This is a genomic window from Pedobacter ginsengiterrae (genome assembly GCF_039537385.1).
GTDB lineage: Bacteria > Bacteroidota > Bacteroidia > Sphingobacteriales > Sphingobacteriaceae > Pedobacter > Pedobacter ginsengiterrae.
In genome coordinates, this window is record NZ_BAABAK010000016.1 from 56,682 (window position 1) to 69,265 (window position 12,584).

The following is a 12,584-nucleotide window of genomic DNA, read 5'->3' on the forward strand; positions in this document are numbered from 1 at the left end:
TTTCTATATGCAAATAAACTTACAAGACAAAGCTGATTTATTTAATATTCTGATTGAAGAATCGGAAATGCCTATTGCCTTATACGTGGGCGAACAAATGATTATCAGCGTTGCGAATAAAGCTATTTTAAAAGCCTGGGGCAAAAATGAATCGGTTAAAGGAATGGAGCTCGAAAAAGCACTTCCAGAATTGAATGGACAACCATTTATCCAAATTTTAAAGGATGTTTATAAAACAGGAATACCGTATGAAGCCAAAGAAGATAAGGTGCGGTTGGTAAACGATGGTATTTTACAAACCTTTTATTTCGATTTTGTTTACAAGCCTTTAAAAGATGAAAATGGAAAGGTTTGGGCCGTTTTAAATAATGCGACTGATGTAACGGAACTCGTAAATGCAAAATTCAAAAGTAAGGAAAGTGAAACGCTTTTTAGACAGATGATTTACGATGCGCCTGTTGCTATTGGTATTTTAAGAGGAAGAGATTTAATTATAGAAGATGCAAATGATGAGCTCTTAAAAATTTGGCGTAAAACAGACAAAGTATTAGGTTTAAAGGTTGTAGAAGCTTTGCCAGAAATTGTAGATCAACCTTTTCCAAAGTTATTGCTTGATGTTTACGATAGCGGTAAGGCCCACTATGGTTATGAAACCTTGGCAAAGCTCGAGCATAAAGGCAATTTAACCGATTTTTATTTCAATTTTGTTTACGATCCTATTCGAGATAAAGACGGAAATGTTAATGGAATCATGATCGTTGCTAATGAGATAACCGCTCAGGTAGAATCTAAAAATGCTTTTATGGAAAGTGAAGAACGCTTTCGAAATTTGGTTTTAGATAATCCGATGCCAACCGCTTTATACGAAACTGAAGATATTATTATAAAAGTAGCTAACCATGAAATGCTTAAGCTTTGGGGAAAGGACGAAAGTGTTATTGGCAAAGCTATGGCCGAGGGAATTCCTGAACTTGTTGGACAGCCTTTTATAGCACTTCTGCAAGAGGTTTATCGCACTGGAATCGCCTATCACGCTGATCAGCAAGAGGCTGAATTAATTGTAGATGGCATTTTACAGAAATCCTGGTTCAATTTTACCTATAAGCCATTAAAGGATTCGAATGGAAAAGTTTATGCCATTTTACACTCCGCTATTGATGTAACCAGGCAGGTTCAGCTGCAACAACAAAAGGATGAATTTTTAGGCATTGCAAGTCATGAACTAAAAACACCTGTTACCAGTATTAAAGCTTATGCACAAGTTTTGGAGCGAATGATTCGTAGCGAAGGCGATGATAAAAAGGCTAACATGGTGCGTAAAATGGATTTACAGCTGAACCGTTTAACAGGACTAATCGGCGATTTACTAGATGTAACCAAAATACAATCTGGCAAAATGACCTATAATCCCGTTAAGTTTGATTTTAATTTGCTTGCCAAGGAAATTATCGAAGAAATGCAGCATACTACTACGCAGCATCAAATCAGATTCGAATTTGAAAAAGATTTCACTGTTAATGCAGATAAAGAAAGAATAGGGCAAGTGATAACTAACTTTCTGTCAAATGCCATTAAATATTCGATAGACTCTCAACATATTGATGTTAAAAGCTATAGACAAAATAATGAGATAATATTAAGTGTACAGGATTATGGTATAGGAATATCTAAAGATTTGCAACACTTAATATTTGATCAGTTTTACAGAGTTGGCGGCAATCTTCAGCACACTTATCCTGGTTTAGGATTAGGACTTTACATTTCTTCTGAAATTATAAAAAATGAAGGTGGCAGAATCTGGTTAGATAGCGATGAGGGTAAGGGTTCTACTTTTTATTTTGCCTTAAAAGAATGAATGTACTGACATTAACGTAGTACATTCAATATTAAATTTATTCTTTTGGAGCCTTTTTAATCGAGTGAACAGGCTGTTCCTCATTCTCTCTTTGCTTTGCAGGATTTTTAGTCTTCTCAGGCTTATTTGGAATACTATCGTTAGGTTTTCTAACCGTTTTATGATCAACTGGCATCCGACCTTTTGGCACTTCTTCCTGATAATTACTACCTGGTTTATCACTTTTTACTTTTGGTCCGCTCATAATATTAACGATTGATGTGTGAATTTTGAATGATCGATTTGAACTTTAATAACATTTATTGTTCAATTATTGTTTTATTCGATCATTCAATTATCCAATCTATCATTAATTATATAGTAAATACTTTTTACGCATAGTTTTATAAGCACTTAAACCAGGTTCCCAGCTAGCTCTAATTTCTTTTTCACTTTTACCATCGATAATCTGCTGTCTAAAATCTGCAACGCCAACCAATCTCTCAATAGGCATGGTTTGATTACTCAATTTAGAGTTAAAGAAATCTTCTTTTTTAGGCGAAGCTTTATATAATTGAATTACCCAATCAATATTAATTTTCTTCTCTTTTCTCAGGATAGAAGTGTCGTATTTTCTTAAATCTATGCCATAACATTCCTGGTCCTTAAAAATTGGTGTTTCTGCCATTCCCTTTATCCCAGTTGGTGTATAAGAAAATTTGTAAATGCCTTTTAAGTAAGGTGCACCAATTATAGTAAAGGGAAATTGTGTTCCACGACCATGGTTAAGATAAATTCCTTCGAATAAACAAGTTGATGGATATAGTAAAATAGATTGTTGCGTATTCAAATTAGGCGATGGTTTAACAGGTAAAGTATATTCCATATCGTGATTGTAATTAGCATTTTTAATAATCGTAATCTTACATTTCACTTTATCTTTCAGCCAACCTTCGCCGTTAAGCATTTGCGCATATTCTCCAATGGTTAAACCATGAGACATAGGAATTGGTTGAATGCCGATGCCTGATTTAAATTTCGGATCTAAAATCGGTCCATCAATTAAATAACCATTTGGGTTTGGGCGATCTAATATTAAAAGCTCTTTGTTATTTGTGGCACAAGCTTCCATAACATGTTGCAATGTATTAATATAAGTATAAAAACGAACGCCAACATCCTGAATATCAAAAACCATAATATCTACATCTGCTAAATCTTCTGTTGTTGGTGTGCTGTGTTTTCCGTAAAGCGATACTGCTTTTATGCCAGTTTTTGCATCAACAGCATCATCTACTTTTATACCTGCACTTGCATCACCTCTAAATCCGTGTTCAGGTCCAAAAATTTTCTGAATTTTAACACCAAGTGTAAGTAAGCTATCTACAGAAGTTTGCTTGCCAATAATTGAGGTTGGGTTAACAACCATACCAACGCGTTTCCCTTTTAAAAGAGGCAAGTATTTTTCAGTTTGCTCTGCGCCTGTTTTAATAGAGGTTGCAAGCACTTTATGCTCGGTTATTAATGTTTTGCTGTTCACAGGATCTTTTCCTCGAACCTGTTGCTCTAAAGATTTTGGTCCTTGGCCACAAGCCGAAAGAGCGATTAAACTAGTTAAAGCAAAGCTGATGGATGTTTTCATTTTTTACTGGTTTTTTGCTATTCTTATTTCAAAATAAAACAATTTAGCAATTTTTTAATTATACTAAACTGAGTATGGATTTTACGATTGGTATTTATTTTCAAAAATGCCATTTTTAAAAAGGATTTAAGCATTTTTGCTGATACAAATTTATCAAATTGAATTTCGAATATTTCATAGCTGGGCGTATAGCCATAAAATCAGAACGAACTTTCTCAAAGCTCATTGTACGCATAGCGATTGCTGGTGTAATGTTGAGCTTAGCCGTTATGATTCTTTCTATTGCAATCATTAAAGGTTTTAAAACCGAAATTCAGGATAAAGTGCGTGGCTATTTGGGCGATGTGCAAATAACCCGATACGACTTAAATAATTCTTTCGAGCATTCGCCTTTTATACTTGACTTAGAAACTCAAAAACAATTAAAAAATAATCCTGATATCGAGTATTTCTATCCATTTGCCACAAAACCCGCAATTCTTTCGGCAAATAACGAAATCGAAGGGATTAATTTTAAAGGTGTAGACAAAAGCTATAATTGGGATTATATTAAAAAACACATCATTAGCGGTACTATAATCGATTTTTCTGACAGTACGGCCGCTATGCAAGAGTTGCTGATTTCTAACTACACAGCCAAACGCTTAAAACTCAAAACTGGAGATGATTTTATCATGTACTTTGTTCAAAATCAATTACGCCCTCGAAAATTTAAAATTGTTGGTGTTTACGATATAGGAGTAGAAGATATCGATAAAGGCTTTGTTCTTGGTAATTTGAACATTGTTAAACGCCTAAACAACTGGCAATCGGGCGAAATTGGCGGTGTAGAAATTAGGATTAAAGATTTTAATAAATTAAAACCAGTTGCCGATGGTATTTTCGAAAAGCTGCCTCAAAACCTTCGTTCTTATTCCATCAGAGAAAACCTTCCAAATATATTTACCTGGCTAGGTTTGCTCGATGTTAACACCCGTGTGCTTTTAATATTAATGCTTATTGTTGGGGTAATTAACATGATTACAGCGCTTTTAATTATGATTTTGGAACGAACCAATATGATTGGCATGCTGAAATCTTTTGGTGCAAGCAACTGGAGCATTATGAAAATTTTCTTATACAACGCTGCTTATTTAATTGGTATAGGTTTATTACTGGGCAATATTTTAGGTTTGGGATTAGGCTTTTTCCAGCAATCCACGCATATTTTTAAACTCAATCAAACCTCATATTTTTTGGCCTATGTGCCAATCGAATTTCATTTTATCGATGTCCTAGCTTTAAACATAGTTACAGTTGTTGTTTGTTTAACCGTGCTAATTGTGCCATCGCTGCTAATCAGTAAGGTTTCGCCGTTAAAAGCAATTAGATTTAAGTAATACTTCCGTTTTCCCCACAGATTTTTAAGTGATTTGCGCTAATGTTTCTTCAAAAAAAAATTAAAATCTTCGAGAATTTATATAATTAGCAAGATATTTTTTTTGGAAAGTAATTTCCTGTAATCTTCAGTTCCGAAAGCCCTGCTTTTCATTGTAGCCCCGATAGAAAAAATCGCGGGCTGCCATTGCAATCAGGTTTATTTAACCAAATACAGTACTTAAACCGAAATCCAATTTGTTCCTTCAATCATCGAAACTAAATCTGTTCTGGGCTCAAGATTTAGATATGGATAAGAAACTTTCGAAAGGTATAAACCAGTTGGGTGAGCTGGAGCAATAATGTTTCCTATTTCTAAAGCGATAAAATGACTTTCAAACTCATCAATACTCAATTCGCCTTTGCCGATTTTTAAAAGTTGGCCCATAATTATTCGAATCATTTTACCCAAAAAACGATTGCTGGCAATATTAAAACGAATTCTATCTCCTTTATTATTCACAAATAAATCAGCCTCCATTACATTACATTTTGTATGGTCGTACTTATTCGGGTGGGTACAAAAAGCCTTGTAATCTTTATATTTAGTTAGAAGATTAACCGCTGATTTCATTTTATGCAAATCGAGATTCGATTCTTGATAGAGCGAACTTTGCGTGCTTAAAAACGGATCTTTATAAGTGTGTAAAAAGTAATCGTATTTACGCTGAACAGCATCAAAACGTGCATGAGGTTTCCCTTCCATTTTAATGATATCGAAAGCAGCAATATTGTATGGCAAAGCTTTGTTTAAAATGAACAGCAAGTCGAATTCAATTTCTTTCTCAAAATCTGCATGAAAGAAAAACTGACTAGCGTGTACATGAGCATCGGTTCGTCCACAGCCAATAATAGGAATGGTTTTCTTGAAAATTTTAGAAAGTGTTTGCTCAATAACTTCCTGCACGCTTTTTACGCCTGGTTGTTTTTGCCAGCCACTAAAATATTGACCCTGATATGCAATGTGAAAGAAGTACCTCATTATTTAGCTGCAATTTTACGGAAATTTTAACTCCAAAGTTGATTAAATCCTATTTTTGTATTTTCAATAGTAGATATGGAACTAACAAATTGCCCTTGCGGAACTGGCTTAACCTACCAAAATTGTTGCCAGCCTTATCACTTAAATAATAAAGCTGCACCAACAGCCGAAACTTTAATGCGTTCTAGATATGCAGCTTTTGTAGTTTTAAATGGCGATTATTTATTCGAAACTACCCACCCAAGCAAAAGAAAAAGAAATTCTAAAGATGCTTATTTAAAAAGCGCTAAAAATACCAAATGGCTAAAGCTCGAAATAATTTCTTCAGGTTTCGATATTGTAGAGTTTAAGGCTTTTTATTTGAACAGCAAATTCCAGACAGAGATATTGCACGAAAAGTCTAATTTCAAATTAGAACATGGTAAATGGTACTATGTAAACGGGGTATTCTATTAAATATCCAGCTCTAAAGTAAGCTCTATTTTGCCAGTATTGGTTTTATAAACATCTAAAGAAACTAAATCCAAAGTGCCAACATCAAAATTTTCAGTTGTACTTTTTTCAAAAAATTTTTCTCTTATCTCAATTAAAAGTTGTTTTCTCGAAAAACCAAATTCTGAGTTTAAAATAAAAGAAACTGGATTTTCTAAAGGATAATCTAACGAAATGGTTACTTCTGTTTCTGGTAAAACAATTTCGTCGGCATCAACTAAATTAAGAATTTCTTCGTTTCCACGTCCAATATTTATCCATGGAATAACTCCATCATCGCCAATGGTTCGGGTTGCCCTTACATTAAAAGTGATGATATTAATTAAGTTTTTTGGGATTTGATTGTGGTTAATGTCTGAATTCATTTTTATAATTTCTTTGCTTCATTCCAGTAGATATCCATTTCGGCAAGTGTCATATCGGCCAAAGCCTTACCATTATCTTTTGCCTTTGTTTCCAAATATTTAAAACGTTTGATAAATTTTTTATTTGTTTTCTCTAACGCATTTTCAGGGTTAATATTAATAAAACGAGCGTAATTAATTAGAGAAAAAAGTACATCGCCAAATTCAGATTCAGCTTTTTCTATATCAATGGCAGTATGGTCAACAACATTAAATTCTGCTTTAAATTCTTGCAATTCTTCTTCTACTTTTTCCCAAACCTGGTTTTTGTTTTCCCAATCGAAACCAACGCCTCGAGCTTTTTCCTGAATTCGGGCGGCTTTAACTAAAGCTGGCAGGGAAGAAGGAACACCAGCTAAAACCGATTTATTACCTTCTTTTAGTTTAATTTGCTCCCAATTGCGTTTAACATCTTCTTCGTTTTGGACTTCAACATCACCATAAATATGTGGATGACGGTTAATCAGTTTATCGCAAACACCATTTAAAACATCAATAATGTTAAAATCATTAGTTTCTGATGCAATGCGGGAGTAAAAAACCAAATGCATCATCACGTCGCCAAGTTCCTTTTTTATTTCATCCAAATCGCCTTCTAAAATAGCATCGCTTAATTCGTAAGTTTCCTCAATTGTTAAATGACGTAAGGTTTCCATAGTCTGTTTTTTATCCCATGGGCATTGCGTACGAAGTGTATCGAGCACGGTTAAAAGCCTGTTAAAAGCATCAGCAGGGTTATTGGCAGACGCAGGAATTGGATTTTTGGGCATGGTTTTAGTGTTTTTTTTCATTACAAAGATACAAAGAACACTAAGAAGAGGTTTTAATGATTTGAGATTTTAATGGTAATTTCTACAGATCAGATCCAAATCTTTGGTTTCTTTAGTTGATGTAACCTACCGAATGCTAAAATACCAAACCCATACAATTAGGAAAATTTGAAACGGAATTCGAAACCATAAATATTTAATTCCTGGGCCTGGTTTAAATAAATCTTCATAATTGATTTGATGTTTGGCCGCATTTATATTTGCAGGTAAAATTATAATTAAAAAAAATATTAATGCGATTCCAGTATAATAACGAAAGCTTTCTATGCTTAAGCCGATTGCAAAAAGTATTTCTAAAACACCTGTGAAGATTACAATTTCTACTTTTTTTGGAATAAAAAGTGGAATCATTGCCGCCATACTGGTTTTGAATTTGAAGTGGCCAATTGCAGTAAACAGTAACATTACGCCCATGGCAATGTTGCCTGCAAAAATATTTCCTTTATCGAAATTAGTGTGCCCGCCAAAAGCAAGTAAGGCCACGTAAACAATTAGTAAGACAAATAAAGGTTTCATAACTGATGTTTTGTTTACCGCAGGCAAATAGCTATATGCTAAAAATTTCAATCAATAATTGAAAGAAACTTCATTGTTCACCTTTAAAAAAATTACGATATCAAATTAAAAGCAATTAAAATGGTTGCAATAAAAAGAATTACTAATCCAGATAGAAAAATAAAATCGGCAGTTTTTTCTAAACGCTGACTAATAGACTCGCCCTTTCGCATCGAAATAAATGAAAGAATACAGCTAGTCATAAAAAACATTACAGCAGCAACAGCAAATTCATCAATTAATGAACTATCAGAAAGATTTAGTTTTTTTAACGAGGTAAGCACAATAAAGCATATGCCCAATAAATTGGCCGATGTGCTTAAAATATGTGGCGAACGGTCTGCCATATTAATCCTTTTCTTCTAATTTAATCTTTTTTGTAATTTGGTAAACACGTTTTTTCTTTTCAGGTTTATGTTCTTCGCCCATTAAAATTCCCCATGGCTTCAAGGTATCAACCCTGTCAAAAATAATTTTTACCATAGCTAAGTAGGGAATACATAAAAACATACCCGAAATACCCCAAATCATTTCTCCAACTACAATTCCAATAAAGGCAATTAACGCATTAATTTTAACTTTCGAGCCAACTACCAGTGGCATTAAAATATTTCCGTCGATGGCATGTACGCCTACAAAGGCGATTAGAACCAGTAAAACCTTGCCTGCTCCAGCGGTAGCAAAAGTTATTAAACAACTAATTAGCAAAGCAAAGAAAATACCTAAATAAGGCACCACATTAAATATTCCTGCTACCAAGCCTAGTAAAACTGCATATTTTACGCCCAATAAACTCAAAACTGTAATCATTAATACCGTTACAATTAACATTTGCAGAAATAAACCGATAATGTATTTTTTAATAATGTACTGAATTTGAGATACGATTTCGGATACTTTTTCTTTGTGCTCTTCCTTAAAAACAGAAGTTAAAAAGGTGAATAAAATTCTGCGATAATTTAGAATGAAAAAGGTAAATAACAATGTGAAACCTAAAAACAATAACGTAGAAGACAGTGTGGCCAGTGTTGTAGCCACAATTGTTGCGCTGGTTGCCAAAGCTTTTTCAGTACTGTCGTTTAAATAAGCGAGTTGTTTTTCGGTATTTACATGAAATGTTTTTGAAATCCAATGCTGCAATTCATGAAAAGAAACATCTGCTTTTTCTTTTAACAAAGGCCAGTCTTTCCATAAATCACTCAACTGGTTTCCAAAAAAGTAAATAATTCCGCCAATTCCAGCTATCATTAAAATAACAGATACAATTGTTGATAAACTTCTTTTAAACTTAAACCTCCGTTCTAAGAAGTTAGCAACTGGAAGTAATAAAATGCCCATCAAAAAAGAGAAAAGGAGCGGAGCCAATAATGATTGACCTAAAATGGCTATGTATGTTAAACTGATTAAACAGAAAAGTACAAGGGCAAGTTTTGGCAGAAAAGATAATTTGTCTTTCATGATGTAGATTAAAATCCAGTTAAATACAAAATGCCCGATCAATTGTTTCATTAATCGGGCATTTAAAGATAATAGATTATTTTTAATAGATACTTGCTTTATCTAAAAGTGAAATATCTTCAGGTGTTAATTTAAGGTTTGCCGCCTCGGTAAACGATTTTAACTGACTTAAATCGGTAACGCTGGCAATTGGAGCTGTTATTGATGGGTGATAAATTAACCAGGCTAATGCAACAGAAGCCTGTTCTACATGGTGTTTATCTGCAACTTCATCCAAAGCTTTTAAAATTTTAAAACCACGTTCGTTAAGGTATTTTTTAACCCCACCACCACGCTGACTTTTATTTAAATCATCCTCACTGCGATATTTTCCTGTTAAAAAACCACTCGCTAACGAGTAATAGGTTACAACCCCCAAATCATGTTCTAAACAAATTTTTTCGTGGTCCCTTTCAAAATCTTCTCTATCAAATAGGTTGTAGCCTGGTTGATAAACCTGATATTTTGGTAGATCGTTAGCAGCAGAAGAAAGTAAAGATTCTTTTAACCGATCAGCCGAAAAATTTGAAGCGCCAACCCAGCGTACTTTTCCTGCCCTAATTAAGGTTTCATAAGCACTTAAAGTTTCTTCAACAGGTGTTGTTTCATCGTCAAAATGCGAAAAATACAAATCGATATAATCTGTTTGTAACCGAGATAAAGAATGCTCGACCTCGTTTATTATGTAATCTTTTTTTAACGATTTACCCTGACCCATATCAGATCCAACCTTTGTTGCGAGAATTACATCATGCCGTTTGTTGTGTTTTTTAAGCCAATTGCCAATAATAGTTTCCGATTCGCCACCCTTATTGCCAGGTACCCAACGAGAATAAACATCAGCGGTATCAATAAAATTAAAGCCAGTTTCAATAAAATGGTCTAAAATTTCAAATGATTTTTGCTCGTCAATTGTCCAGCCAAAAACGTTCCCTCCAAATACAATGGGTGCAATATTTAAATCTGTTTTACCTAATATTCTTTTTTCCATGATATGCATTTTAATATTAGCTTAACAAAAATATTATGATGCGGTTTCGTTTAGAAGTCGAAATTGTGTCAGATTTATAAATCTAAAAACTATTTGAAAAACAGTTTAATGCAATTGTTAATGTCCGTCCTGTTTTACGCTTTACCTTTAACTACCTTTCCGCAAGCTGAAGAGCACAGGTTAAAGGGTATCGCTTCAACCAGGTTTATAAAATCCTGCTTCAGCTACTATTAATGTTTTTTATGCGAAACGCCCATTATTCATCATATACTCCATTTACCCCCCTTTAGTAGCTCTTAACATTTCCCTTTTTCCAGGTGCTCCAGGCAATTTTTCAATCGTAAAACCATTAGCCTTAACTGCTCTTTTTAGTTTTCCTGTAATGGCATAGGTAACAAAAGTTCCACCAGGTTTTAAAAAGCTACATGCGTGAGATATGATTTCATCACTCCACATTTCGGGTTGGTGCTGAACTGAAAAAGCATCGTAATAAATTACATCGAACTTTTTATCTGTTTCGAACTCGGCAAGCGTAGTATAAGGAATTTCGAGTTTACAAAGCGGAGATAAGGTTTGCTGGGTTTTTAAAGCATTATCGTAATTTGAAATAAAATCACTCCAAATTTCTTCAGTTACATATGCTGCATAACCTGTTTGTTCAATTACTTCGGTTGTTAATGGAAAAGCCTCAATACTTGTATAATCCAAGTTTATATGGTTTTCCGAACAGTATTCAAAACTCAAAATGAAATTTAACCCTGTGCCAAAACCCACCTCTAAAATTGAAATTTCTGATTGTTCTGATGATGCAAACTTCAATCCAGCATCAATAAATACGTGTTTGCTTTCTTGTAAAGCACCATGTTTACTATGATAATGCTCACCAATGGTTTCGTTATAAAGCGTATTGGAGCCATCGGCGGTTGGAGTTATAATATTCATTTGCAAAGGAGTTTGTCCAGGATTTATAAGATGATAAGACTTCAAAATTCTTGTGAAGAATTATTACTTTCGTTTTAGAATTATAATTGGTGCAAACATAGTGAAATTCGGGATTGTTTACCCTAAACCCTAAACCCTAAACCCTAAACCCTAAACCCTAAACCCTAAACCCTAAAATGGATATAGAATCTTTCAGAGAATATTGTTTAAGCCTGCCAGGCACAACCGAAGGTATAAAGTGGGAACATTTGTGCTTTATGATTGAAGAAAAAATCTACATTATAATCGCTATTGAAGAGGGGACAAGGTTTTCGATCAAATGTAATCCAGATGATTTTGATGCTTTAACAGCAAGAGACGGGATAGCACAAGCTTATCATTTAGCAAAACGCCAGTGGATTCAGGTTGAGAATTTAGATGTTTTAAATGATAAAGAATTAAAATCCAGAGTTGCTGACTCTAGAGCGCTGGTTTTAGCAAAGTTGCCTAAAAAAATTCAAGCGAAATACAGTGATAATTAAACCAGTTTTTTGAGTGCCATAATGTAACCGATATGCATACCTTCATGAAAAGGAATAAAATTTATAGCATCTTCAATGGTTTTTAATTTCATTCCATAACGTTTATCCCACGGTTCGAATTCTAAAAATAAACCATTAATATAGTCCGTTTTAAACTGCTCTAAACTGTCTAATAAATTGTTGTATATACTTTCAATTTCCAGTTCGTCAAAGTATTTTTCAGGTTTCGTTCCGCTTAAAAAAGGGAGAACGTATTCATCAGCTACATTTACCGTCAACCCCGATCTAACATAACATAGGTTTTGTTGTGCTGCAGTTAAATGTGCAATATTCCAGATGATATTGTTGTTAAATCCATTAGGGATTTTATTTAGCTGCCCAATAGTTAAATCTTTTACTAAATCTAAAATGAATTTTCTAGTGTTTAAAATTTGATTTATAGCACATTCAAAGCTTTGCATTCAGTATAGTATTATAG

The 12,584-nt window shown here is 33.8% G+C and carries 15 protein-coding genes; 4 read left to right on the forward strand and 11 right to left on the reverse strand.

Annotated features, from left to right (window positions below; translation table 11 throughout):
- The first annotated feature begins 7 nt into the window (after positions 1-7).
- Positions 8-1,855 (forward strand): PAS domain-containing sensor histidine kinase, encoded by a 1,848-nt coding sequence (locus ABD692_RS16020; RefSeq protein ID WP_344768575.1) that lies wholly within the window; start codon positions 8-10, stop codon positions 1,853-1,855.
- 37 nt (positions 1,856-1,892) lie between these two features.
- On the opposite strand, the gene ABD692_RS16025 is transcribed toward ABD692_RS16020, so the two are convergent.
- The gene (locus ABD692_RS16025; RefSeq protein ID WP_316757299.1) at positions 1,893-2,099 is read right to left on the reverse strand and encodes a hypothetical protein; all 207 of its coding nucleotides are present in this window, start codon (positions 2,097-2,099) and stop codon (positions 1,893-1,895) included.
- A 105-nt stretch (positions 2,100-2,204) separates the two neighbouring features.
- Positions 2,205-3,476, reverse strand: a complete 1,272-nt coding sequence (locus ABD692_RS16030) for an exo-beta-N-acetylmuramidase NamZ family protein (protein WP_344768578.1) — start codon at positions 3,474-3,476, stop codon at positions 2,205-2,207.
- Between the two features lie 158 nt (positions 3,477-3,634).
- Here ABD692_RS16030 and ABD692_RS16035 point away from each other — a divergent pair, with 158 nt between their 5' ends.
- Positions 3,635-4,855 (forward strand): ABC transporter permease, encoded by a 1,221-nt coding sequence (locus tag ABD692_RS16035; protein WP_344768579.1) that lies wholly within the window; start codon positions 3,635-3,637, stop codon positions 4,853-4,855.
- Positions 4,856-5,073: 218 nt separating this feature from the next.
- Here ABD692_RS16035 and truA read toward each other — a convergent pair whose 3' ends face one another.
- Positions 5,074-5,874, reverse strand: a complete 801-nt coding sequence (gene truA, locus ABD692_RS16040) for a tRNA pseudouridine(38-40) synthase TruA (protein ID WP_344768581.1) — start codon at positions 5,872-5,874, stop codon at positions 5,074-5,076.
- 75 nt (positions 5,875-5,949) lie between these two features.
- On the opposite strand from truA, the gene ABD692_RS16045 reads away from it, so the two are divergent.
- Positions 5,950-6,330: a YchJ family protein gene (locus ABD692_RS16045; protein WP_344768583.1), complete on the forward strand. Its 381-nt coding sequence runs from the start codon at positions 5,950-5,952 to the stop codon at positions 6,328-6,330.
- On the opposite strand, the gene ABD692_RS16050 is transcribed toward ABD692_RS16045, so the two are convergent.
- The 7 genes from ABD692_RS16050 to mnmC2 all read right to left on the reverse strand — a co-directional run bounded on the left by ABD692_RS16050 (position 6,327) and on the right by mnmC2 (position 11,585).
- Positions 6,327-6,731, reverse strand: coding sequence for a hypothetical protein (locus ABD692_RS16050; protein WP_344768585.1), 405 nt, complete (start codon positions 6,729-6,731; stop codon positions 6,327-6,329). The two genes, ABD692_RS16045 and ABD692_RS16050, sit on opposite strands and share 4 nt — an antisense overlap.
- A gap of 2 nt (positions 6,732-6,733) precedes the next feature.
- Positions 6,734-7,540: a nucleoside triphosphate pyrophosphohydrolase gene (gene mazG, locus ABD692_RS16055; protein WP_344768587.1), complete on the reverse strand. Its 807-nt coding sequence runs from the start codon at positions 7,538-7,540 to the stop codon at positions 6,734-6,736.
- Positions 7,541-7,666: 126 nt separating this feature from the next.
- Positions 7,667-8,116: a DoxX family protein gene (locus ABD692_RS16060; protein ID WP_344768589.1), complete on the reverse strand. Its 450-nt coding sequence runs from the start codon at positions 8,114-8,116 to the stop codon at positions 7,667-7,669.
- Between the two features lie 92 nt (positions 8,117-8,208).
- Entirely contained in the window at positions 8,209-8,502 is a 294-nt protein-coding gene (locus ABD692_RS16065; protein ID WP_316757315.1) for a hypothetical protein, read from the reverse strand.
- A 1-nt stretch (position 8,503) separates the two neighbouring features.
- Positions 8,504-9,664: an AI-2E family transporter gene (locus ABD692_RS16070; protein WP_316757316.1), complete on the reverse strand. Its 1,161-nt coding sequence runs from the start codon at positions 9,662-9,664 to the stop codon at positions 8,504-8,506.
- Positions 9,665-9,695: 31 nt separating this feature from the next.
- Positions 9,696-10,643, reverse strand: coding sequence for an aldo/keto reductase (locus tag ABD692_RS16075; protein ID WP_344768592.1), 948 nt, complete (start codon positions 10,641-10,643; stop codon positions 9,696-9,698).
- A gap of 276 nt (positions 10,644-10,919) precedes the next feature.
- Positions 10,920-11,585, reverse strand: a complete 666-nt coding sequence (gene mnmC2 / locus ABD692_RS16080; RefSeq protein WP_344768594.1) for a tRNA (5-methylaminomethyl-2-thiouridine)(34)-methyltransferase MnmC2 — start codon at positions 11,583-11,585, stop codon at positions 10,920-10,922.
- 176 nt (positions 11,586-11,761) lie between these two features.
- Between mnmC2 and ABD692_RS16085 the strand changes: the two genes are divergently transcribed.
- Complete coding sequence (locus ABD692_RS16085; RefSeq protein ID WP_316757319.1) at positions 11,762-12,106, forward strand: MmcQ/YjbR family DNA-binding protein; 345 nt, start codon at positions 11,762-11,764, stop codon at positions 12,104-12,106.
- Here ABD692_RS16085 and ABD692_RS16090 read toward each other — a convergent pair.
- Entirely contained in the window at positions 12,103-12,567 is a 465-nt protein-coding gene (locus ABD692_RS16090) for a DinB family protein (protein WP_344768596.1), read from the reverse strand. The genes ABD692_RS16085 and ABD692_RS16090 overlap by 4 nt on opposite strands.
- Between the last annotated feature and the right edge of the window lie 17 nt (positions 12,568-12,584).